At 41.2% G+C, this 23,507-nt stretch carries 19 protein-coding genes; 15 read left to right on the top strand and 4 right to left on the bottom strand.

The genetic code is table 11. The annotated features are described in order from the left end of the window. From ymfI to mprF, 7 genes are all read left to right on the top strand, one after another. A complete protein-coding gene (ymfI, locus tag FFM67_RS02915; protein WP_137613137.1) occupies window positions 1-726 on the top strand; it encodes an elongation factor P 5-aminopentanone reductase in 726 nt (241 codons plus the stop codon). A 135-nt stretch (window positions 727-861) separates the two neighbouring features. Further along, window positions 862-1,728 carry a RodZ domain-containing protein gene (locus FFM67_RS02910; protein ID WP_137613136.1) on the top strand — a complete coding sequence of 289 codons (867 nt, stop codon included), beginning with the start codon at window positions 862-864 and terminating at the stop codon, window positions 1,726-1,728. Between the two features lie 34 nt (window positions 1,729-1,762). Beyond that, window positions 1,763-2,344, top strand: coding sequence for a CDP-diacylglycerol--glycerol-3-phosphate 3-phosphatidyltransferase (pgsA, locus tag FFM67_RS02905; protein ID WP_137613235.1), 582 nt, complete (start codon window positions 1,763-1,765; stop codon window positions 2,342-2,344). 129 nt (window positions 2,345-2,473) lie between these two features. Next, complete coding sequence (locus tag FFM67_RS02900) at window positions 2,474-3,721, top strand: competence/damage-inducible protein A (RefSeq protein WP_137613135.1); 1,248 nt, start codon at window positions 2,474-2,476, stop codon at window positions 3,719-3,721. A gap of 298 nt (window positions 3,722-4,019) precedes the next feature. Further along, the gene (gene recA / locus FFM67_RS02895) at window positions 4,020-5,069 is read left to right on the top strand and encodes a recombinase RecA (RefSeq protein ID WP_137613134.1); all 1,050 of its coding nucleotides are present in this window, start codon (window positions 4,020-4,022) and stop codon (window positions 5,067-5,069) included. Between the two features lie 251 nt (window positions 5,070-5,320). Beyond that, window positions 5,321-6,877, top strand: a complete 1,557-nt coding sequence (rny, locus tag FFM67_RS02890; protein WP_137613133.1) for a ribonuclease Y — start codon at window positions 5,321-5,323, stop codon at window positions 6,875-6,877. Window positions 6,878-7,180: 303 nt separating this feature from the next. Then, window positions 7,181-9,742, top strand: coding sequence for a bifunctional lysylphosphatidylglycerol flippase/synthetase MprF (mprF, locus tag FFM67_RS02885; protein WP_137613132.1), 2,562 nt, complete (start codon window positions 7,181-7,183; stop codon window positions 9,740-9,742). A 46-nt stretch (window positions 9,743-9,788) separates the two neighbouring features. Here mprF and FFM67_RS02880 read toward each other — a convergent pair whose 3' ends face one another. Beyond that, window positions 9,789-10,193 (bottom strand): Hsp20/alpha crystallin family protein, encoded by a 405-nt coding sequence (locus FFM67_RS02880; protein ID WP_137613131.1) that lies wholly within the window; start codon window positions 10,191-10,193, stop codon window positions 9,789-9,791. A 198-nt stretch (window positions 10,194-10,391) separates the two neighbouring features. On the opposite strand from FFM67_RS02880, the gene ispE reads away from it, so the two are divergent. The 7 genes from ispE (at window position 10,392) to FFM67_RS02845 (ending at window position 17,933) form a co-directional block, all read left to right on the top strand. Beyond that, window positions 10,392-11,243: a 4-(cytidine 5'-diphospho)-2-C-methyl-D-erythritol kinase gene (gene ispE / locus FFM67_RS02875; RefSeq protein ID WP_137613130.1), complete on the top strand. Its 852-nt coding sequence runs from the start codon at window positions 10,392-10,394 to the stop codon at window positions 11,241-11,243. Between the two features lie 260 nt (window positions 11,244-11,503). Beyond that, the gene (locus tag FFM67_RS02870) at window positions 11,504-12,469 is read left to right on the top strand and encodes a metal ABC transporter substrate-binding protein (protein WP_137613129.1); all 966 of its coding nucleotides are present in this window, start codon (window positions 11,504-11,506) and stop codon (window positions 12,467-12,469) included. A 13-nt stretch (window positions 12,470-12,482) separates the two neighbouring features. After that, window positions 12,483-13,163, top strand: a complete 681-nt coding sequence (locus tag FFM67_RS02865) for a metal ABC transporter ATP-binding protein (RefSeq protein WP_137613128.1) — start codon at window positions 12,483-12,485, stop codon at window positions 13,161-13,163. Continuing rightward, on the top strand, window positions 13,136-13,966 hold the full coding sequence (locus FFM67_RS02860; protein ID WP_137613127.1) for a metal ABC transporter permease: 831 nt from the start codon (window positions 13,136-13,138) through the stop codon (window positions 13,964-13,966). Before FFM67_RS02865 ends, FFM67_RS02860 begins: the two co-directional genes overlap by 28 nt. Window positions 13,967-14,198: 232 nt before the next feature. Beyond that, window positions 14,199-15,017 carry a pur operon repressor gene (gene purR, locus FFM67_RS02855; protein WP_071861755.1) on the top strand — a complete coding sequence of 273 codons (819 nt, stop codon included), beginning with the start codon at window positions 14,199-14,201 and terminating at the stop codon, window positions 15,015-15,017. A 479-nt stretch (window positions 15,018-15,496) separates the two neighbouring features. Beyond that, window positions 15,497-16,864, top strand: coding sequence for a bifunctional UDP-N-acetylglucosamine diphosphorylase/glucosamine-1-phosphate N-acetyltransferase GlmU (gene glmU / locus FFM67_RS02850; RefSeq protein WP_137613126.1), 1,368 nt, complete (start codon window positions 15,497-15,499; stop codon window positions 16,862-16,864). Between the two features lie 97 nt (window positions 16,865-16,961). After that, complete coding sequence (locus FFM67_RS02845) at window positions 16,962-17,933, top strand: ribose-phosphate diphosphokinase (RefSeq protein WP_071858651.1); 972 nt, start codon at window positions 16,962-16,964, stop codon at window positions 17,931-17,933. Between the two features lie 695 nt (window positions 17,934-18,628). On the opposite strand, the gene FFM67_RS02840 is transcribed toward FFM67_RS02845, so the two are convergent. Beyond that, a complete protein-coding gene (locus FFM67_RS02840; RefSeq protein WP_137613125.1) occupies window positions 18,629-20,131 on the bottom strand; it encodes a helix-turn-helix domain-containing protein in 1,503 nt (500 codons plus the stop codon). A gap of 172 nt (window positions 20,132-20,303) precedes the next feature. Here FFM67_RS02840 and FFM67_RS02835 point away from each other — a divergent pair, with 172 nt between their 5' ends. Beyond that, the gene (locus FFM67_RS02835; protein WP_137613124.1) at window positions 20,304-20,900 is read left to right on the top strand and encodes a TMEM175 family protein; all 597 of its coding nucleotides are present in this window, start codon (window positions 20,304-20,306) and stop codon (window positions 20,898-20,900) included. A gap of 57 nt (window positions 20,901-20,957) precedes the next feature. On the opposite strand, the gene FFM67_RS02830 is transcribed toward FFM67_RS02835, so the two are convergent. Together FFM67_RS02830 and FFM67_RS02825 are read right to left on the bottom strand one after the other, a co-directional pair. Beyond that, window positions 20,958-21,701 carry an amino acid ABC transporter ATP-binding protein gene (locus FFM67_RS02830; protein WP_137613123.1) on the bottom strand — a complete coding sequence of 248 codons (744 nt, stop codon included), beginning with the start codon at window positions 21,699-21,701 and terminating at the stop codon, window positions 20,958-20,960. 117 nt (window positions 21,702-21,818) lie between these two features. Further along, window positions 21,819-23,417 carry an ABC transporter permease subunit gene (locus FFM67_RS02825; protein WP_137613122.1) on the bottom strand — a complete coding sequence of 533 codons (1,599 nt, stop codon included), beginning with the start codon at window positions 23,415-23,417 and terminating at the stop codon, window positions 21,819-21,821. Between the last annotated feature and the right edge of the window lie 90 nt (window positions 23,418-23,507).

Raw genomic sequence — 23,507 nt, 5'->3', positions numbered from 1 at the left:
ATGCCTTACGCATTAGTCATGGGTGCCAGCGGAGATATTGGCCAAGCAATCTGTGAAAAATTGGCAGGAGAAGGCTGGTCCCTTTACTGCCACTACAATCAACAAAAAACAAAAGTCTTAAGTTTCGTTTCAGACTTACAGAAACGTTATCCTCAGCAAGATTTTTTTATGGTATCCTTAGACATGTTGAGGGAAGCGGAAATCCCTCATTTCTTAGATCAGCTTTTTCAAGTGGATGGGATCGTTTTTGCCTCAGGTTTTACTTTTTACGAGTTATTACCAGAGACCAAGGCCGATCAGATGGAAGCATTATGGCAAGTTCATTTAAAGACTCCGTTACTTTTGTTGCAAGCCTTACAGGAAAAATTGGCTAGAAACAATCAGGGGCGAATCGTCTTTATCGGCTCCGTTTATGGTCATCGCGGCAGTAGCATGGAGACGGTTTATAGTGCTGTCAAAGGGGCGCAGGAGGCTTTTGCTAAGGCGTATGCCAAAGAGGTTGCTACCTTAGGCATTACAGTCAATGTGGTGGCGCCTGGAGCGGTTCAGACAAAGATGAACACGAATTGGACGGAACAGGAATTAATGGAGTTAAGTGCGGAGATTCCTTTGGGACGCTTAGCCGATCCGAAAGAAATCGCAGCAGCCTGTCAGTATTTATTTTCAAAAGAGGCCAGTTATACGACCGGGATTGTTTTGCCGGTGGCTGGTGGTTGGATGGAATAAAGACACTTGTTTAGTGAATGTCCGCAGCTTCTGTGGGAAAATGATCGAAGAATGACAGTGAGAGGAATAAGCTGCCAAATTCGTTTTATGAATGGGCAAGCATAATGAAAATAGGATATAGGAGTCGAGAATCAAGTGGCTAGTATTAATATTGGAGAAACGTTACGCAAAGCCCGCATCGATAAAAAACTCAGTTTAGATGAACTGCAGCAGCGCACAAAAATTCAAAAGCGCTATTTATTAGCGATTGAAGAAAATGACTTTCATGAGTTGCCCAGCGATTACTATTTGCGGACATTTATTCGGCAATATGCCGATGAGGTAAACGTAGATGGCAACCATTTGATCGATGTTTTAGACGGGAAGGATCGGCCGTTGCCAACGTATCCGGAACTTCAAACAGTGGCGGAGTTACGAAAGAATAAACACGCAGAGAATCCTACGCAGGCTCGTTTTAGAGCAACGCTGCCGATGGTTGTTTTAGGCTTGGTGGCTTTGGCAATCATTTCGGTGGTTGGGTATATGACTTGGCTAGATCATCAAGAGACCGCTATTATTCCTGAAAATAGTTCTGTTCAAGTCGAGCGCTCAGGAAATACCGCGTCACAGCCGGAAAAAGTTTCGTCGTCACAGCCAAAACCAACGGTGGCCTCTTCTAAGCCGCCGGAAAAACCAAAAATGGCCTTGGCGATGGAAAATAATACCGTCAATGCTGCAACGATGAAGGTCGATCACGCGGAAAAACCATTAAAGCTTACTTTTACAGGGAAAGAACGCGTATGGATCGGTGTTCAAGTTAACGGTGCGTTGATTTATCAATATACCTTGCAGCCGGGTGAGTCACAGACCACCGAATTACCCGCAGACACTGCCCAAACGCTGATCACTATTGGGATGGCGAAGTACGCAGACATCAAGGTCAATGATCAAGGTCTGGATTTTCAACCGGGCGACTCTTTACTGAAAAAAGACATTACCTTAAATATCGCCTACGCTGCTTAAAAGCCGTAGGAAAGTTACATAGGAGGAATCAATGATGAATTTACCAAATAAATTAACGGTCGTCCGAATTTTTATGATCCCATTATTTATGGTTGTTGTCTTAGCACCATGGGATTGGGGCACGTTACACGTTGGCAATACGACTTTAGCGGTTACACAATTAGTCGGTGCAATCATCTTTGCGATCGCTAGCTACACGGACCATTTAGATGGGAAAATCGCTCGTGCTCGCGGGCTGGTGACCAACTTCGGAAAATTTGCTGATCCTTTAGCGGATAAAATGTTAGTGATGACTGCCTTTATTATTTTAGTTCAACAAGGCAAGACCCCTGCGTGGGTCATTGCAATTATCGTCTGTCGAGAATTAGCGGTAACCGGCTTGCGTCTTCTGATCGTTGAGCAAGGTGGCGGGGTAATGGCAGCAGCGATGCCCGGGAAAATCAAAACGACTACACAAATGGTCGGAATCGTTTTGTTATACTTAAATAATGTGCCTTTCAATTATATCGGAATTCCGATGGATCAAATCATGCTATATATCTGTTTATTCTTTACGATTTATTCAGGGTATGATTATTTCGCTAAAAATACTGGGCTGTTTAAAGGCTCTATGTAAAAAATACTTAGAACGCGCCGTGAGGGTGCGTTCTTTTTTATTTTTGAGCCAATTCTCAAAGCCTTTTTGAAATAAAAATGATATAGTTGAGAAAAATGCGTATCTTAATGTTAGAAGGAAGAGGATTACATGAGAGCAGAGATCATTGCTGTAGGAACGGAACTTTTATTAGGACAAGTAGTCAATACGAACGCGACTTTTTTATCAGAAAAATTGGCGGATATGGGGATTGAAGTTTATTTTCATACCGTTGTTGGCGATAACCCCAAACGTTTGGAGGAATTGTTGCAGCTGGCCGATTCACGCAGCGAGCTGATCCTTTTATGCGGCGGCTTGGGGCCAACCGATGATGATTTGACAAAAAATGTTTTGGCTGAGCACGTCGGCGTGTCGCTCGTGCAAAATGAAGCAGGCTTAGCAGCGTTGAACGCCTTTTTCACACAGCGTCAAAGTACGATGACACCGAATAATCTACGGCAAATTGAGACACTGCAAGACGGGATTCCATTACCGAATCGGACAGGCCTAGCCATTGGCTGTTTGTATAAAGGAACCAAGAATAATTATATTTTGTTACCAGGGCCGCCTAACGAATTGCAACCGATGTTTTTGGAACAAGCGCGCCCGCTATTAGAAAAAGAATTTCCGACAACGGAAAAATTAACCTCACGTGTCCTACGTTTCTTTGGTATCGGCGAATCGAAACTAGTGACAGATCTGGCGGAAATGATCGAACAGCAAACCAATCCGACGATTGCTCCCTACGCCAAACCTAATGAAGTTACGTTGCGTATCACAGCTAAGACAGAGGATGAAGATTCGGCGAATGCCTTATTGGATCAAACAGAAACAGAGATCCTAGCGAAGGTGGGTGAATTTTTCTATGGCTATGGCGAGGAAAATAGTTTGGTTGAAGTAGTCGTTGAGCTATTGAAAAAGGAAAAACGGACGATTACGGCGGCAGAAAGTTTGACAGCGGGTGAGTTCCAAGCAACCTTAGGAACGATTTCAGGCGTTTCAGAGGTCTTTCCCGGTGGTTTTGTGACTTATTCCAAGGCAACGAAAATAAACTTCCTAGGGCTTGATTCTGAGCGTCTAGAACAAACAGGTGTTGTTAGTGAAGATTGCGCGAAAGAAATGGCAGAAGCGGCTCTGCGTTTAGCTGAGACGGACTACGCCTTGTCCTTTACGGGTGTTGCCGGTCCTGACGAACTGGAAGGGCAACCAAAGGGAACTGTTTATATTGGCTTGGCGCAAAAAAATGGACCGACCGTAGTAACAGAAAATCACTTCACCAGAGATCGTTCTTATGTTCGTCACAGCTCTGTGATGAAGGGGTTAGACATGTTGCGGCGGGCAATTCTAAACAAAAACTAAAAATGCGAATGTTTGTTCGTTTTTTGCTTGCTTTTTTGATTTTAAACCGATAAACTAAGACTATTGAAAAAGCAATAATGATGTGCGTGCATGACCCGTTTTATTTCTTACTTTGGCAAGATCAGTGGAAGGGTTATGTGTACACGAATTGTATGTGAGAAAAATTTCCCCATTGTTAGTGAGCGAGTGCGATCATCACAAAGCAAGCTCTTTAACAGAAAATATACGTGTTGAACAGCAACTTCATTTTTCGTTTTTTGAAAAATAATTACATTATAGGAAATAGGAGGATCAGCTATTGGCAAATGATCGCAAGGCGGCCTTAGATGCTGCGATGAAGAAGATTGAAAAGAATTATGGAAAAGGCTCGATCATGAAATTAGGTGAAAAGGTTGATCAACAGATTTCAACGATCCCAAGTGGTTCTTTAGCATTAGATGTAGCGTTAGGTGTCGGTGGGTATCCAAGAGGACGAATTATTGAAGTCTATGGACCAGAAAGTTCTGGTAAAACGACGGTTGCTTTACATGCTATTGCAGAAGTGCAAAAACAAGGTGGCACAGCTGCTTTTATCGATGCTGAGCATGCGTTAGACCCGCAATATGCACAACGTCTAGGTGTTAATATTGACGAACTATTGCTTTCACAGCCAGATACTGGTGAGCAAGGGTTGGAAATCGCGGACGCATTAGTTTCTAGTGGTGCTGTTGATATCATTGTTATCGACTCTGTAGCAGCGTTGGTTCCCCGGGCTGAAATCGATGGTGAGATGGGCGACGCTCACGTTGGCTTACAAGCACGTCTGATGTCACAAGCATTGCGTAAATTATCTGGTTCGATCAATAAGACAAAGACGATTGCGGTCTTCATCAACCAAATTCGGGAAAAAGTCGGCGTAATGTTCGGTAACCCAGAAGTTACTCCTGGTGGACGTGCGTTGAAGTTCTATGCGACTGTACGGTTAGAGGTTCGTCGTGCGGAACAATTGAAAAACGGTACAGATATTGTTGGTAACCGTACGAAGATCAAAGTCGTGAAAAACAAAGTGGCCCCTCCCTTTAAGGTGGCTGAAGTGGATCTGATGTATGGTCGAGGAATTTCGCAAGAAGGCGAACTCTTAGACATGGCTGTAGAGCAAGATATCATCGACAAGAGCGGTGCTTGGTATGGCTATAAAGAAGATCGGATCGGTCAAGGTCGTGAAAATGCGAAGAAATATTTAGCAGACCATCCAGAAATGATGGCTGAAGTCGATACACGTGTGCGGGCGGCTTACGGTATCGGTGAAGCAGGCGAAGTGGCTGATTCAGACGACGCAGGACAAGAAGAACTGCCATTAGACGAATAAAAAACAAATCGACACTAATGACAAAGGCTATTTGCTCGGTCATTAGTGTTTTTTTGTAGATTTTTCAAAACAAATCAAAGCGCTTTAGTAGGAAGTCTGTCAAAAGAGAAATAAAGTTGACACACTATCAGACAAACATTAGAATAAAGTTGTGTGACACCACACATATGCAAGTAGGCATATTGATAATTTGACATTCGTTTATCAAAAAACTACAGATAGGTAAATAAGATAGTACGGAGGTGGATTTAATGTTAGTTCCGATTCTCCTCGCTATCATCGGTTTAATTGTCGGTCTTGGTTTGGGTTTCATGGTAGCAAAATCACGCCATGAAAAAGAAATTGATGGGGCACAAAACACAGCTAGAGGGATCATTACGCATGCTAATAAAGAGGCGGAGACCTTAAAGAAAGAAGCTTTGTTGGAAGCCAAGGAAGAAAACCAGCAGTATCGCGCACAAGTTGAAAGTGAGTTGAAAGAAAGCAGACAAGAATTAAAATCGCAAGAAAATCGCTTGCTTCAAAGAGAACAAACCTTAGATCGTAAGGATGATTCTCTTGAAAAGCGTGAGCACTCACTTGAAGAAAAAGAAACAAAAATCAGTGCTAGACAGCAATTAATTGACGAGCGAGAAAAAGATGTAGAACAACTGATCGATGAACAAAAAACAAAACTTGAACAAGTTGCTTCATTAACCAAAGATGAAGCAAAAGAATTGATTATGAAGACGACGGAAGAGGAACTGAACCATGAATTGAACGTCATGGTCAGAGAATCTGAACAACGGGCCAAAGAAGAAGCGGATCGCAAAGCGAAAAATCTTCTAGCAATGGCTATTCAACGTTGTGGTGCGGATGCCGTTTCTGAGACAACTGTTTCAGTGGTAACTTTACCAAATGATGAGATGAAAGGTCGCATCATTGGACGTGAAGGCCGTAATATCCGGACGTTAGAAACATTGACGGGGATTGATTTGATTATTGATGATACCCCAGAAGCAGTTGTTTTATCAGGCTTTGATCCAATCAGACGGGAAATTGCCCGCATGACTTTGGAAAAATTGATTCAAGATGGTCGAATCCATCCAGCACGAATCGAAGAAATGGTCGAAAAATCGCGTAAAGAAATGGATGAACGCATTCGCGAATATGGGGAACAAGCAGCCTTTGAAGTAGGCGCGCATACCTTACATCCAGATTTGATTAAGATTTTAGGACGTTTACATTTCCGTACCAGCTACGGTCAAAATGTTTTGAACCATTCCATCGAAGTTGCCAAGTTGACGGGGGTTCTTGCCGCAGAATTAGGCGAAGATGTTCAGTTAGCACAACGAGCTGGCTTGCTTCATGATATTGGTAAAGCATTGGATCATGAAATCGAAGGGTCACACGTTGAAATTGGGGCAGAACTTGCCGCTAAATATCGTGAAAACTCAGTAGTCATCAATGCCATCGCTTCTCACCATGGCGATACCGAAGCCACTTCAGTGATTTCCGTATTGGTTGCCGCAGCAGATGCCGTATCAGCTGCACGCCCAGGAGCACGAAGCGAATCGTTAGAAAACTATATTCGACGTTTAGAAAACTTGGAAAATATTTCCAACAGTTTTGCCGGAGTAGAATCAAGTTTCGCAGTTCAAGCGGGACGAGAAGTTCGTGTCATGGTTAAACCAGAAGAAATTTCAGATTTGGATTCTGTTCGCTTAGTCCGCGACATCCGTCGTAAGATCGAAGACGAACTAGATTATCCAGGACACATTAAAGTTGTGGTTATCCGTGAAACACGGGCAACCGATTATGCAAAATAGCCAAAAGCCTCAGAAATGAGGCTTTTTGTTTTGCCAGTTTCACTTACCACTTCAATTAGTGGAAAGGGGATGTGCACGAAAAATAGCGTCATTTGTTTGAGCTAGCTGCCAGGAGCCAGTTAACTTGTACGCAGTGGCTACAACAGTTTTTGTGCGTTTGATTTTTAGAAGTAAACAACTAAAAATAGTAGATTAAAAATAACTAATCCTATTTGATTGGAATCATTCATTTAAAAGAATAGCTTCAAAACAAGAATTCATTTAGAATAGAGTAACAAGAAAAGGAAGAATGGGAGAAGAAGGATGACGACGATTAGTCGCTGGTTCAAACGCTATGCCACATTGCTTAAAATTATTTTTTTCGGGGTTGTCTTATTTTTCGTCGCTAATCAGGTGAAAAATATTGCCCACGGAATGAGCTGGCAAACGGTTTGGCAAACAATCAAACAACAGGATCAAATCGCATTACTAAGTATGCTCGGGATTGGCCTTGGTGGCGTCCTCCCCATGCTTTTATACGATCACGTGGCGATCACGACACTAGAAGCAGCGGGACGTCCACGGATGAATCGCAGAGAATGGCTGGTGTCTGCGTGGACGACGAATACGATCAATAATTTAGCCGGCTTTGGTGGTGTGGTTGGCGTGAGTCTGCGTTCAAGTTTTTACGGCAAAGGGATGGAAAGAAAAAAAGTACTGGCAGTGATTTCTAAGATCGCCCTGTTTATGTTGGCAGGTCTTTCGATTATTGCGTTTTTTACAGCATTGGATTTATTTTTTATTCAAACTCAAAGTCCATTTGTTCGTTATCGTTTTTGGCTGTTAGTAGGAGGTGCGTTTGCGCCGATTCTTTTCGTTTTTGTTTATGGTCGGCGAAGGACAATCTTTAAAGAGTTTCAGCTAAAACAAATTTTAGAATTGTATGCCGCCTCGTTGGGTCAATGGCTGGGGGCTCTAACGGTCTTTTTAGCAGTTGGCTACTTAATGGGAGCGAAGGTGAATGTGGCTGAGGTTTATCCGATGTTTGTGATTGCCACTGGCTTAGGAATGCTAACGATGGTTCCAGGGGGCGCTGGGACCTTTGATGTGATGATGATCTTAGGGTTGGGGCATTTAGGTCTTAGTCAAAGTACGGCCGTGGTTTGGATTTTATTCTATCGAATTTTCTATTACCTTGTGCCATTTGTAACTGGTATCGCAATCTTTTTGACGAATACAAGTGTCAAAATGAACCGCTATTTTGATAATCTGCCACGTCTGCTTTCCCAAAAAATTGCTCATGTAATAATGGTCAGTGCCGTTTATTTTGCCGGGATCATGATGATTTTATTGTCAACCTTAACGAATTTATCCAATATCAGCCGCTTGTTTCAAGTGTTGCTGCCGTTCTCCTTTGATTTTTTGGATCAGACGTTGAATTTATTGGTAGGATTCTTGCTACTAGGTTTTGCTCGTGGTATCTCTCAAAAGGTTAAACGGGCGTTTTGGCCAACGATCGTATTATTAATTTTTGGGATCGTTAATACGGTGGCTCGGACCGCTTCGATTCGTTTAATCGTTGTTTACTTGGTGATTTTGTTAATCGTGTGGATGTCTCGCGGAGAATTTTATCGTCAACGGTTTGTCTACTCTTGGGGTGCCTTGCTTTTTGATGGGGTTTTGTTCGGCTTGCTATTCATTTTCTATGCGGTGGCGGGTTATCACAGCGGACAAATTTGGAGTACGGAACGACTGGCAACGAAATATTTTGCTTTTCCCTCGGAAGAGATTTGGTTCTCTGGATTACTGGGCTTAATTTTATCTATTTTGTGTTTAGCGATCTTATACCAATATTTGACGCAAAGTGAGGAGAAAATTGGGACGGTTTGGGATGAGAAGCGGTTCAACTATCTAACCAATCGTTATGGCGGGACTGCGGCCAGTCATTATTTAAGGGTCGCGGGCTATCGGTATTTCTATTATCAAGAAAATGGCAATGACCAAATCGTTTTTGGTTTCCAAACGAAGGCAAATAAATGTTTTATTGTCGGTGATCCAGTGGGAAATCCTGAAAAATGGCAAAAAGCAACATTGGCATTTATGGAGTATGCCGATCAGCGTGGGTATCAGTTAGCCTTTTATAAAATTTCAGAAGAATATGTTTTACTGTTACATGATCTAGGTTTTCATTTTGACAAAATTGGGGAAACAGGCGTTACGGATTTCACACAACACAAACTCGAAGTCTTTTCGGATCGTTTTGAATTTAAACGGTTAGCAAATGAAGGTTATCAATTCATTTATTTTGAACAACTGCCTGAAGAAGTTTTTGAGGAATTGGAAGAAATTTCGGATGAATGGCTGAATGGCGAGAAGGAAAAATACTTCTCTGTGGGGCGTTTTGATCGCGCGTATATTGAAACTAGTAATGTTGGGATCGCTCGTGATCCGCAAAATCAGATTGTCGGCTTTATTACGGAGCAACCAATCAATAAAGAACTGGCCTCTTTTGATTTACTGCGTTTTCGGAACGATGTACCGGATGAATTGCCGACATTTTTAAAATTGCATTTAATGGATGAATTGAAGAAGCAAGGCTATCAGAAGATTTATCAGGGAATGGCACCGTTAGCCAAAGTGGGCGAGACTTCCTTTGCCTTTTTCGGAGAGCGCATTATGAACTTGATTTATAAATATGGTCATTCAATCTATGCCTTTCAACAAGTTACGGAGGAAAAAACGATCTACGTGGATCAATGGCGGCCAAGGTATTTTGCTTATATGAAAGATAGCAGCTTCCTATTCTCTGCCTTACAACTCTTATTATTGATCGGCCGTGGAAAGAATAAGGGTGCGACTATCTCAGAAGAAATGATTGAAGTATAAAAGGAGCCGGGAAAATTTTCCAGCTCCTTTATTTATTGGGTAGCAGTTAATCAATTGAGATTGCTTTGCCTTTTTTTTCTTCATAATCGGTCTTCGGTAGCTTTAAGGTGAGTACGCCATTTTTAAATGTAGCGCTGATCTTCTCTTCGTTAATACTTTTAACAACAAATTGCCGGTGAAAAGCACTGCTAGAACGTTCTCTGCGCACAAAACGGCCATCATCTTTGACTTCATGTTCACTGGTGTGTTCGGCATCAATCGAAAGAAGGTCATTGTTGTACCGAACAGAAATCTCTGATTTTTCAAAACCGGGCAAGTCTGCTTTGACTTCGTAGTGATCATCGAGATCGCGAATATCAACACTCATTTTCCGATCGTCCCAAAAGCTGCTCATGAGGCGTCCCACTAAATCTTCTCCATCCAACCACTCATTTTTCGGTAGTAGATTCATAAAGCATTCCTCCTTGATTCCTATTTTTAACTTAAACAGTAACCGCATTCATCACGGATACCTTCCTCTATTATAAGGGTAAGACCTGAAAGTGAAATTTTCAACTATTTTGTAAGCCCTATGCTAGAATGAAGTATCTATACATTTTTTATAGGCTATGATAGAATCGTCTAGTGAAAAATTTGAACGGGTGAGAAAATGGAAGTTACGGAAAAAGCCCCAGCAAAAATCAATCTAGGTCTTGATATTTTAGGTAAAAGACCAGATGGGCTGCATGAGTTATCAATGGTGATGGCCAGTATTGACTTGGCTGATCGCTTACACCTGGAAGAAATTCCGGAAGATACGATCATTATTGAGACGAATAAAGCTTTTTTGCCCACGGATAAAAAAAATCATGTCTATGAGGCGTTGGATTTAGTTAAGCAGCGCTTTGGCATAAAAAAGGGCCTACGGGTCAAAATTCATAAAGAAATACCAGTAGCAGCAGGACTTGGTGGAGGCTCAACAGATTCTGCCGCAGCATTGCGGGCGGTTAACCGCTTGTGGAATCTCGGTTTATCGATTGAAGAATTGGCTAGTCTAGGTGCTGAAGTTGGTTCGGATGTTCCTTACTGTGTTTATGGTCAGACATCATTAGTCGAGGGGTTCGGTGAAAAGGTAACGCCGCTTGCTCCGATGCCACAATGCTGGGTAGTCGTTGTAAAACCTCGTATGAGTGTCTCCACCCGCACGATTTTTTCAAAAATTGTGATGGATGAGCTTTATCATCCAAATATCTCTGCCTTAGTGGAGGCGATCGAAGCTGGTGACTATCAAAAGTTGACAGAGAACCTGGGAAACTCGATGGAAGTAGTCACGATCAAAAAGCATCCTGTCATTCAACAATTAAAAGATCGAATGTTGAAATACGGAGCAGATGCAGCGATGATGAGCGGCAGCGGACCGACCGTCTACGCCCTCTGTCACAAATATTCGCGCGCGAAGCATGTTTTTAATGCACTGAAGGGCTTTTGTGATGAAGTCTATCTAGTGCGTACGTTAAAGTAGATCCTGGAGGGTCTATTTTTTTTGATTGCCGGGTATCTAAATGCTTGGGGAAAGGTGACTATCCTTAGCTTAAAATAACAAAACAACCATATGAAAGCAGATGCAGGTAGAAGCTTTCATATGAATCGGAAGTCATCTGTTTTACGGTTTAACAAACTTTATTGAACTTAAATCGTAAATTTTACGCTTTGAGTTGACGGATAGAAAAACATCTGCTAAATTAATCCTTGTCTTAAAAAGAGAAGAAGGTGTATTAATAGATGAAAAAACAAAAAGGACTACTAATAGTGGGAACTGTGCTATTATCGATGCTATTGACTGCTTGCGGTACGCAAGAAAAAAAAGAAGCATCCTCTAATGATAAGATTCAGGTGATGACTACTTTTTATCCCATGTATGAATTTACGAAACAAGTGGTAGGAAATAAAGGGCATGTTGACTTATTGATCCCAGCTGGAACTGAGCCTCATGATTTCGAACCTTCCGCCAAAGATTTGGCGAAGATCTCGGATTCGGATGTGTTTGTTTACAACAGTCCTGAGCTGGAAACGTGGACAGATAATTTGACGGATACAATCGACACGAAAAAGACGGAGATTATTCAAGCGTCGAAAAATATTCCTTTAATGGAAGGTGCCGAGCATGCTCATGAAGAAGCCCACGACCACGATGGAGAAGAACATGAAGAACATGGACATGACCATGAGTTAGATCCCCATGTTTGGCTAGATCCTGTCTTAGCTATTAAAGAAGTGGAGACGATTCGTGATCAGTTAAGCAAGAAGTATCCAGAGGACAAAGCGACTTTTGAAAAAAATGCGGAAAGCTATATCGACGAGTTGAAGGCAGTAGATCAAGAGTATCAAACAGCTTTTAAGGATGCGAAAGAGAAAACATTTGTGACCCAGCACGCAGCGTTTGGTTATTTGGCGAAGCAATATGGCTTGACTCAAGAGGCGATCGCCGGAATTTCACCGGACCAAGAGCCTTCACCCAGCCGTTTGAGCGAGTTGAAGCATTATGTGGAAGACCATCAAGTTAAAGTGATTTATTTTGAAGAGAATGCCTCATCGAAAGTCGCAGAAACGTTATCCAAGGAAACAGGCGTAAAATTAGACGTGTTGAATCCCTTAGAAAGTCTGACAGACAAGCAGATCAAGAACGGGGAAAATTATCTTTCAGTGATGCGTGAGAATTTGACGGCGCTAAAAGAAAGTATTCATTAAAGGAGAGACGAAAATGTCGTATATCGAGGTGGAAGGCCTCTCATTTTATTATGACAATGAACCAGTATTAGAAAGCGTGTCTTACCACGTAGATCCAGGAGAGTTCGTCATTTTGACAGGGGAAAATGGTGCCGCAAAATCGACATTGATCAAAGCGACATTAGGCTTATTAAAACCTAGCAGTGGGAAAATCACGATTGCTAAAAAGAATACCCAAGGAAAAAAACTAAGTATCGGCTATATTCCACAACAAGTGGCGTCATTTAATGCTGGATTTCCCAGTACCGTTTTGGAATTGGTAGAATCGGGACGTTACCCTCAAGGGAAATGGTTTAAAAAATTATCTGACCGCGATCACGAACATGCGAAGCGAGCATTGGAATCGGTAGATATGTGGAATATGCGGCATAAAAAAGTTGGAGAATTATCTGGCGGTCAAAAACAACGGATCAGTTTGGCGCGGTTATTTGCCAAAGATCCAGACTTGTTTATTTTAGATGAACCGACAACGGGCATGGATGAAAAATCCCGGAATGACTTTTATGGCTTATTGCAGCATAGCGCCCATGCTCATGGGAAGAGTATCTTGATGATCACGCATGATCATGATGATACAAAAAAATATATTGACCGTCACATTCGATTGGTGCGAAAGGAGAATTCAAAATGGCGTTGCTTTCATATGAGTTCATGAGACGAGCGTTCTTAGCGGCGATCTTCATTGCTGGAATCGCACCTATGCTAGGCGTCTTTCTTGTTATTCGGCGGCAATCGTTGATGGCGGATACTTTGTCTCATGTGTCACTAGCAGGTGTGGCGCTAGGCTTTTTCTTAAACTTAAATCCAACCGCTACAACGTTATTCGTCGTTGTAATTGCAGCGATCATTATGGAGTATTTACAAAATATGTACAGCTCCTATTCAGAAATTTCGATTGCGATTTTGATGGCGGCTGGATTAGCGGTGGCACTAGTCTTGATGAGTTTAGCACCAGGTAGTTCGGCCGTCAGCATCCAATCGTATTTGTTTGGTTCGATCGTAACGATTACTTGGCAACAGGTTGTTTTTCTAGGGGTTTTATTTGTCCTTGTGGGGGTTTTATTCTTATTGTTTAAACGCCCCATGTATGTCCTAACTTTTGATGAAGATATCGCGGCAGTCGATGGGTTGCCTGTTCGGATGATGTCCATGATCTTTAATGTGGTTACTGGTGTCGCTATTGCGATCATGATCCCGATTGCGGGTGCTTTGCTGATCTCAGCGATTATGGTACTGCCGGCGGCGATCGGCATGCGCGCAGGGAAAAGCTTTAATCTCGTGATCTTGATCAGTGTTTTGGTCGGCTTTATCGGTATGATTGGTGGCCTGACAGGGTCTTATTATTTGGATACGCCGCCAGGAGCGACGATCACTTTAGGCTTTATCATTTTATTTTTACTAGTGAATGGTATTCGACAATTAAGGTTTTTAATTCAGCGTAGGCAGCTGCAAAAATAGAGGAAAGCGAAAGCTTTTCCTCTTTTTTTGTGTAATAATTAATAAATTCCGAACTTTTTTACTTTGAAACGAGAAAATACTCGAATTTTATTCGTTAAACCCTTATAATGAGAAACGATAAATCAGAATAGAGTGCTATTTGCTTATCATAAGTTTTGTGAGCACAACGATAAGATTCGTTGAGAATCAAAATTTTTTTAATGAATAAAATAAATACTTAGGAGTGAATTATGTGAAAGTGCGTCGAAGTGAACGTTTAATCGACATGACACAATATTTATTGGATCATCCACATGACTTGATCCCATTGACTTTTTTTGCGGCCCGCTACGGTTCTGCCAAGTCTTCAATCAGTGAAGATTTAGCCATTGTTAAGAAAACCTTCAAAGAGCGAGGAACCGGCTTTTTAGAAACGATTCCTGGAGCTGCGGGAGGCGTCGTCTTTACACCGAGTATTACCGATGAAGACGCGCGGGAATACATTGAATCCTTAGCTGAACGTTTATCAGAGGAAGATCGCTTGCTGCCAGGCGGCTATGTGTATTTATCCGATATGTTAGGACAACCAGATTTATTAAGAAAAGTCGGCCGGATCATCGCTGCACAATATTTAGATAAAAAAGTGGACGCGGTGATGACGGTAGCGACAAAGGGTGTGCCAATTGCCCAAGCGGTATCCTACTATTTGAATGCGCCGTTTGTCATCGTTCGACGGGATTCAAAAATCACGGAAGGTTCAACGGTCAGTGTCAACTATGTTTCTGGCTCGTCTGAACGAATCGAAAAAATGGAGCTTTCGAAGCGAAGTCTAAAACGTGGTTCAAAAGTTTTGATCGTGGATGACTTCATGAAAGGCGGCGGCACTGTCAATGGGATGAAGAGCTTGATCGAAGAATTTGAAGCGGAGCTTGTGGGGATCACGGTCTTTGCGGAATCGAAATTCAAAGGCGAACGAGCGATCGATGACTATAATTCACTGTTGTTTGTGCAAGATGTTGATACCAGCACTAAGACGATTACAGTTGTACCAGGTAATTGCTTCGATAAATAAATTCAAAGCTAGTTTTTTCGGACTCTCTCTACTTTTTTAATAGGGAGTCTAATGAGCTAGCCTTTTTTTCGTTCAGCTAGTAAAATGGTATACGTGTTAAGAATCGAACTTCTTTTTCTCTTAGAAAAAGAAAGACATTAAAACGAAATAGGGTGTCAGTTCTACTTTGGGTTTTAGCCCATTAGTAGAAGGGGATACGTGTTGAGAAATCAAACTTATTTTTCTTTTAGAAAAATAAATCCATTAAATTGAAATAGGATGCCAGTTCTACTTTGGGCTTTAGCCCATTAGGAGAAGGGTATACGGCATGAAAATCAGAGATGATTTTTGAAAAAAATTATTTCACTAATAGGAACATAAGGATTTCAGTTTTACTTCATGCTTTAGCATGATTAGTAAAATGATATACGTGTTGAGAATCAAATTTATTTTTCTCTTAGAAAAATAAATCCATTAAATCGAAATAGGAGTGACTTCTTTTGGAAAATCGTTACGCGATTATTTTAGCTGCGGGTAAAGGAACTCGCATGAAATCAAAATTATACAAGGTCTTGCATCCTGTTGCAGGCAAACCGATGGTGGAGCATATTATTGAACGAGTGGTTGAGACGCAACCTACAGAGATCGTAACGATTGTCGGCCATGGGGCGGAAATGGTTAAAGAACAATTAGGCGAGCGCAGTGACTATGCGCTACAAGCCGAGCAACTAGGAACGGGACATGCTGTCATGCAAGCGGCTGAATTTTTAAAAGGCAAAAAAGGGACCACGCTAGTCATCAGCGGGGATACTCCCCTACTTACAACCCAAACGTTGAACAATTTATTTGATTATCATCAAGGCAAGAAGGCTAGTGCCACGATCTTGACTGCTCATGCAGAAGATCCAACAGGTTATGGCCGGATTTTACGGGATCATGTTGGCATCGTTGAAAAGATTGTGGAACAAAAAGATGCAACACTAGAAGAAGCTCGGACACAAGAAATCAACACAGGTACTTATTGCTTTGACAATGAAGAATTATTCGCAGCGCTTGAAAAAATCGGCACGAATAATGCCCAAGGGGAATATTATTTAACGGATATCGTAGAAATCTTAAAAAATGATGGTCAAACAGTCGCAGCGTATCAAACAGAAGATTTTGAAGAATCGTTAGGTGTGAATGATCGCATCGCTTTAGCGAACGCGAATGCAATCATGCGTCGCCGCATCAATCGGCAGCATATGGTCAATGGGGTTACCTTCATCGATCCAGCGACAACCTACATTGATGCCGGCATTGAGATTGGTTCAGATACGATCATTGAACCCGGTGTACAGTTGCAAGGCAAGACAGTAATTGGCTCTGACTGTGTGATTGGTGCGCATTCAAAGATCGTAGACAGTATCATTGAAGACAACGTTGAGATCAAATCTTCTGTCTTAGAAGAAGCGATCGTTCGCAAAAATGCGGATGTGGGTCCACATGCCCATCTACGGCCACAAGCGGATATCGGTGAACGTGCGCATATCGGTAACTATGTTGAAATCAAAAAAGCGACTATCGGAGAAAATACGAAGGTCGGACATTTAACCTATGTCGGTGACGCTACACTAGGCAAAGATATCAATGTCGGTTGCGGCGTGGTTTTTGTCAATTATGACGGGAAAAATAAACATCATACAACGGTGGGGGATCATGTCTTCATCGGATCAGGAACAAATATTATTGCCCCAGTCACTATCGCAAACAATAGTGTCACAGCGGCAGGTTCAACCATTACAGAAGATATCAAAGAAGGTGACATGGCCATTGCTCGGGCGCGTCAAGTAAACAAAGCTGGATATGCCAGTCACTTGCCTTTTTAAGGGAAATCTCTTGATTTCTTAAATGGAAATGACTAGTATTTTATTTGAAATGGTATATAATCGGTAGCGTATGCTTAAAAAGAAAGTGGAGGTCCCCATGTCGAAACATTATTTTGATCCAAGATTGAAAATTTTTGCTTTGAACTCAAATCGTCCCTTAGCTGAAAAAATTGCTGAAGAAGTTGGTGTAGAGCTAGGAAAAAGTTCGGTCACTCAATTTAGCGATGGCGAAATTCAAGTAAATATTGAAGAAAGTATTCGTGGCTGTCATGTCTATGTCGTTCAGTCAACAAGTAGTCCGGTAAATGATAATTTAATGGAACTTTTGATTATGATCGATGCCTTGAAACGCGCGAGTGCAAAAACAATCAACGTCGTAATGCCTTATTACGGTTATGCACGCCAAGACCGTAAAGCACGCGCACGGGAACCAATTACTGCAAAACTAGTTGCCAACATGATTGAAAAAGCAGGAGCAACACGTTTATTAACGTTAGATTTACATGCTTCACAAATCCAAGGCTTCTTTGATATCCCAGTTGATCATTTGATGGGTGCGCCATTGATTGCAGATTATTTCTTAGAAAAAGAAATTTGCGGCGATGATGTTGTTGTTGTCTCACCAGACCACGGTGGTGTAACACGCGCGCGTAAATTGGCTGAATTCTTAAAAGCCCCAATTGCAATCATCGACAAACGTCGTCCAAAAGCGAATGTTGCCGAAGTGATGAACATCATTGGGAAAGTAGATGGAAAAACTTGTGTGATCATTGATGATATGATCGATACAGCAGGGACTATCACGTTAGCTGCCAATGCATTAAAAGAAGCTGGTGCGAAAAAAGTCTACGCTTCATGTACTCATCCCGTTTTATCTGGTCCAGCAATGCAACGGATTCAAGATTCAGCGATCGAGCATTTAGTCGTGACGGATTCAATCTACTTATCAGATGAACGCAAAATCGACAAAATCGATGAAATCAGCGTTGGTGAATTAATGGGGGATGCCATCAAACGTATCCATGAAAATAAACCCGTTAGCCCATTGTTTGAAACACATAAAAAATAAGCTTATCGTTAGGCACTCCATGCGAGTGCCTAGTTTTTTGTACTGAACAGCTAGGAATTAAAAATAAAGCCGCGAATCGTCATCCAACGATTCGCGGCTTTTAAAAATTAAAGGGATAAAATTTTTAAGAAAAAAGGAGGAACGATCCGTCTACAATGAATGGAAGACACCGTTTATTCACGTTCAGGGGTTCCTTTTCACAAATAAAAAAAGGAGCTCATCGGTGGGTGGCCGATGAGCAAAGGAGTTAAAAAATGAAAAAGTGTTAGGGTTGTTTGTTGGTATGCTTATATAATAGCAACTAGTTGTGAATAAATTGTGAACGAGGATTGAGAATAAATAAGAGAATAAGTTAAGAAAAAGTAACGACACTTTATCTGAATTAGGTTGTTTTAAAATAGTTGCAAACAAAAAAAGAGCTCATCGGTGGGTGGCCGATGAGCAAAGGAGTTAAAAAATGAAAAAGTGTTAGGGTTGTTTGTTGGTATGCCTATATAGTAGCAACTAGTTATGAAAAAAATGTGATGAAAGACTAGCGAATCCGTTAACTTTAAGAAAAATAAAGTCAATAAGTACTATTAGATTAGTTTTTGATTCATAGAGTTAAAGGTATTTTGAAGCACATCCGTTATTTTATTTTAGAAAAAACCGACCAACAAGAGCAAGTAAAAACGCTTGTCGGTCGGTTCATTTTTTTATTCGTAGACGCGATTTTTCTTGTCGTAGATTCTACGTAATTCGATATATAATGGAACCAATCCATTTTTTGTATAAGGAAAATCAAGTTGATACAATGGAATATGTGGTTTTTCCTTTTTCAATAATGAAGAAGAACTAATGATTAAATCATAATCATCCTTCAGTGAAACATCGTACGGCTCCGCATTGATAAAGCGTAGATCTTCTAAAAAGCGATACAGATCGCAAACAAAGATCGCATTATGCTCCAAAGCAATACCGACACTCAAATTTTTCGCATAAGGGAATTGATTGAAGTACGGCAGCAGCAGTCGTTTGAATCCTCTGGTTAGCATCGGATGAACAGAGCTAATGAAGCTGTAAGAAGGATTGTCTTTGGCCATCTGCATAAAGTTTTGGATATTTTGGAACAGGATGTATTCGCCGCGTGTTTGCTTTTCGTTTGGATCCATCACTAACTCAATGATACTTGGGAAAGGCTGACGGAAAATAAAGTAGCCAAATGTGATGTTCAAAAGGTTTGATACAACGAGCGGATCATCCATTATTTCAGGGCGATCAGGAAATAGTGTTTTTTTAGCGAACAATCGAAACTCCATCACAAAATCATTGACCGGATTTGGCCGTGCATCAAAATCATGGATGGCTTGTTTCATACTTGGATCGTCTCGAATCGTGTAAAATGGGGAATAGTGAGCAAGGAAATAAATGAAACTAGATTCCCCTTTGATTTGACGAGTTGTTAAGGGTTCTTCAATCAGATCTCGTAATGAAGTAAAATCATAATAAGGATTGTCCTTCATTAAGAAGTTATAACGAGGATCGTATTTAACGAACTTTTTATTTTTGATGCGGATCAAATTGATACAACTAAATAATTTAATTTCTTGCGTACCAAAATAAGTCCGAGCGAGTGGGTAATAATCTTTATAAGTATTCATGACCTGCTCAAGTTGTTGTTGATCCACAACGAGCGGACATTCAATTCCCCGCGTTCCCAACCATAAAAGATCAAACAACGCGAGACGAATCAAACGTTCATCACCAGACATGCCAGCTTCTGTATATGTAAAACGGATATTGAAACGCTTCAAATGTTTTTTTAATTTATCGATTTTGCGAGAAACAGTCGAGCGGCTAACAAAATATTTTTCACAAAATTTATCGATTGTTGGATTTTCTTCATTCATGAAGTATAAAATGAATTGGAACGGAACGGCTTGCTTCAATAGATGGTAGCGGTAAATGTCTATTGTCGCAGTGAGATTCTCCAAGTTAACCTTACCTGCACGCATCATGATTGTCTCATGATTCGGACTGATCTCCGCCAATTCTTGATCAATTTCGTTTAGCTCAATCACGCTTTGTTGATAATTTAGTTCTAAATCTTCTGATAATTGACTGATCGATAAGATTTGTTTCGTAGATTGGTTTAAATATTTGAAAATAGTAAAACGTAAGAGGAGCGACGAATCCAACATAAGTTCCTCATATAACATCTGTTTTCCTCCTTTTATTAATTTACTTTATTAATATGAATTTTTTTAACCATAATACTTTTTATAATTGTACTTTATTTACATAGAACTGTCAGTTATTAACAGACAAAAAGTGAGTAATTTTATATAGTTAAAAATAATTTCATGCTATTCTAAGAAAGAAGGTGAAAAAATGACAAAATCCCGTTTAGAAGCATTTACAGATGGTGTGGTAGCGATTGTTTTAACCGTCTTGGTGTTGAATATTCAAATACCAGATGCGCCAATACTGGCTTCTTTGAAAGCTATTACGAATATTTTATTTGCGTATGTTGTTAGTTTTATTTTTGTTGCGGTTATTTGGGTGAACCATCATCGAATGATGCAGATGGCAGAAAAAATCAATTATCGAGTGATTTGGGCAAATATTTTTTGGTTATTTTGGCTAACCTTATGTCCGGCTGTGACAAGTTGGGTTGGTCGCAATCCTGGGGAATTTTGGCCTGAAATGTCCTATGTCATTATTTATACGATGTGGAGTTTTTCTTATAGCATATTGTCTGATCAATTAATCAAGGCGAATGATCCGAATAGTCATGTTGCAAAAGTATTGCGAAGAGATCGTCGCAGCAGAGTATCAATGGTTATTAATTTTGCGGTGATGGCGGGCGTCTTTATTTTTCCGCCAATCGGAATATTTGGCCGCTTTTTAGTTTCAGGTATTTGGGTGAGTTCCTATCGTACGGCGAATAAATACTATGAAAAAATCTTTCATCGAAAGAAAGCATAGTAAAAAGGCTCTGACAGAAGCAGTAATTGCTTTTCTGTCAGAGCCTTTTTTAGGTATTTACGGTTCAGGATGTAAGACACGGTGCAGGAATTCTTTGGTTCGAACTTCTTTTGGATGAACAAAGATATCTTCAGGTGTGCCTTGTTCAGCGATCACGCCTTGATCCATGAAAATCACGCGATCGGATACTTCTTTGGCAAAAGCCATCTCATGAGTGACAATCACCATCGTTAAGCCGCTTTCGGCTAATTTTTTCATGATCTGCAACACATCACCGACCATTTCTGGATCGAGGGCGGAGGTGGGTTCGTCAAATAGCATAACTTCGGGATCCATGGATAACGCCCGGGCGATTGCGACCCGTTGTTTTTGTCCGCCGGAAAGCTGTGCCGGTTTCGCATCAACGAAGCGAGCCATTCCAACTTTTTCCAAGTTCTCCAACGCGACTTTTTTCGCTTCCTCTTCTTTACGTCCCAAGACGGTTACTTGGCCGCTCATACAGTTTTGCAAAACATTCATATTGTTGAACAAATTGAAGGATTGAAACACCATTCCTAAGTGGGTACGGTATTTTGGTAAATTATATCCCGGTGTCAAAACATTCTCACCTTGATACAAAATTTTACCATCGGTTGGCGTTTCTAATAAATTGATGCAGCGGAGAAAAGTTGATTTACCAGAACCAGAGGCGCCGATAATGGTCACAACTTCTCCTTTGTTGACATTCATGCTGATATCTTTTAAGACGAGATTGTCGCCGAAACTTTTTTTCAAATGCTCGATTGCAATGATATTACTCATAATGATCCTCCTTATTCGTAGTAAAGAATTAATTTTTCTTCATGCCGTATAGTAACACCGGCATCCTTCACCCATCTCTGGTTTTCAGAGTTCCTGTTTGTGAAGGTACGGTTCATTTTATTTGTCTTCGCCAATGGCTACATCAACGTCATCTAAACGAACATAAGCGGATGGGCCGTCCATTTTTTTCTCAACTAAGCGTAAGATCCGCGTTGCGGTGAAAGTTAAGACAAAGTAAATCACACAAATAATGAAGTAGGTTTGGAAGAACATATAGTTCGTTCCGGCTGCGGATTTCCCTTGGAAGAACAATTCAGAAACAGAAATGATACTTAATACAGAGGTATCTTTGATATTGATGACTAATTCATTCCCAGTCGCTGGCAAAATATTACGCAAGACTTGAGGCAAGACGACCTTGCGCATTGTTTGCCCATGAGTCATTCCAATTGCATGAGCGGCTTCGAATTGACCTTGGTCAACGGCGAAAATCCCACCACGAACGATTTCAGACATATAAGCTCCGGTATTAATCGAAACAATAAAGAGTGCTGCGGCTGTTCGATTCAAATCAATTCCGAAGGCCATCGCGATCCCATAATAGATTACCGCAGATTGAACGATCATTGGCGTACCGCGGAAAATTTCGATGTAGGCATTTAACAACCAGCCAAACACTTTTTGTAGGCCGCGTTTTGCACCATTGTCTGATTCAGGTAAGGTACGGAAGACTCCGACGAGTAAACCAATCAAAGTTCCCACTGTTGTTCCGACGATAGCTAATAACAAGGTTACACCAGTTCCTCGTAAGAACATTGAACCATTTTGTTTTAAGATGCGAATAAATACATTTTCTTTTTTACCTGAGCTGCTAGTGGTTTCGTCTGACGCGGGTTGGTCCTTAATTGCTTTGTCCATAATTTGTACTCGCTCATCTTGCGAGATACCTGCTAAGGTTTGATTGACTTGTGCCATATCAGGATCACCTTTACGCATTCCCACGGAAACTTGCACATCTTCAGGGTTGGTTTGGAACCCATTGGCTTTGTCGAATTCTATCATTTTTAAATCAGGATTGACGCTTTCAGCAGTAACGCCTTCAGGTCGTTCACTGACGTAGCCGTCGATGGTTCCGGATTCTAAAGCGACTCGCATTGCTGGGAAATTATCCATGGCTTCTTGTTTTTTAACACCAGGGATTTGCGGGATCACGTCGTAGTGGAAAGTACTCAATTGGGCGGTGATCTTTGCACCAGAAAAATCTTTAATAGAGGTTGCTTTAGCATATTTCGTGTCTTTACGAGTAACGATAACAAGCTGTGATTCGTAATAAGGATCGGAGAAGTCGACTTCTTTCCGACGTTCAGCTGTGGGGGACATCCCCGCAATGATGGCATCGATTTTACCGGATTGCAAAGCAGGCAACAATCCGTCCCATTCGGTTTTAACAACGACTAATTTGCGGTTCATTTTATCCGCGATTTTTTTGGCCATCTGAACATCATAACCGCCAGCATAGGCTTGGTCTCCTTGGATTTGCACCGCACCATTGCGGTTGTCTTTTTGGGTCCAGTTGAAAGGGGCATAGCCGGCTTCCATGCCGACCCGTAATTCTCCTTCAGGTGTTTTAGCATCCGCGTGAGTGAGTAGCGGTGCTCCAAAAAATGAAATAAATAATGCGATAAAGGCGATAACTGAAAATTTTCTTCTATTCATAACTTTCTCCCTTTCTTGAAATCACGAGATTGGGCAAGGGTGTCTTTGAAAAACTGCAACAAAAAAAGCCGCCGATTTGTATATAAGGCC

The sequence above is a fragment of the Enterococcus viikkiensis genome (genome assembly GCF_005405345.1).
Taxonomy (GTDB): Bacteria; Bacillota; Bacilli; order Lactobacillales; family Enterococcaceae; genus Enterococcus_A; species Enterococcus_A viikkiensis.
This window is presented reverse-complemented; position numbering and strand designations above follow the sequence as displayed.

Bases quoted from the DNA above. Each gene is read 5' to 3' on its own strand.
- FFM67_RS02840 (WP_137613125.1), bottom strand. From the start codon at position 20,131: ATGTTATATGAGGAACTTATGTTGGATTCGTCGCTCCTCTTACGTTTT.
- FFM67_RS02865 (WP_137613128.1), top strand. From the start codon at position 12,483: ATGTCGTATATCGAGGTGGAAGGCCTCTCATTTTATTATGACAATGAA.
- pgsA (WP_137613235.1), top strand. From the start codon at position 1,763: ATGAATTTACCAAATAAATTAACGGTCGTCCGAATTTTTATGATCCCA.
- rny (WP_137613133.1), top strand. From the start codon at position 5,321: ATGTTAGTTCCGATTCTCCTCGCTATCATCGGTTTAATTGTCGGTCTT.
- FFM67_RS02830 (WP_137613123.1), bottom strand. From the start codon at position 21,701: ATGAGTAATATCATTGCAATCGAGCATTTGAAAAAAAGTTTCGGCGAC.
- FFM67_RS02870 (WP_137613129.1), top strand. From the start codon at position 11,504: ATGAAAAAACAAAAAGGACTACTAATAGTGGGAACTGTGCTATTATCG.
- FFM67_RS02835 (WP_137613124.1), top strand. From the start codon at position 20,304: ATGACAAAATCCCGTTTAGAAGCATTTACAGATGGTGTGGTAGCGATT.
- FFM67_RS02860 (WP_137613127.1), top strand. From the start codon at position 13,136: ATGGCGTTGCTTTCATATGAGTTCATGAGACGAGCGTTCTTAGCGGCG.
- ymfI (WP_137613137.1), top strand. From the start codon at position 1: ATGCCTTACGCATTAGTCATGGGTGCCAGCGGAGATATTGGCCAAGCA.
- ispE (WP_137613130.1), top strand. From the start codon at position 10,392: ATGGAAGTTACGGAAAAAGCCCCAGCAAAAATCAATCTAGGTCTTGAT.
- FFM67_RS02880 (WP_137613131.1), bottom strand. From the start codon at position 10,193: ATGAATCTACTACCGAAAAATGAGTGGTTGGATGGAGAAGATTTAGTG.
- FFM67_RS02825 (WP_137613122.1), bottom strand. From the start codon at position 23,417: ATGAATAGAAGAAAATTTTCAGTTATCGCCTTTATCGCATTATTTATT.
- FFM67_RS02900 (WP_137613135.1), top strand. From the start codon at position 2,474: ATGAGAGCAGAGATCATTGCTGTAGGAACGGAACTTTTATTAGGACAA.
- FFM67_RS02845 (WP_071858651.1), top strand. From the start codon at position 16,962: ATGTCGAAACATTATTTTGATCCAAGATTGAAAATTTTTGCTTTGAAC.
- mprF (WP_137613132.1), top strand. From the start codon at position 7,181: ATGACGACGATTAGTCGCTGGTTCAAACGCTATGCCACATTGCTTAAA.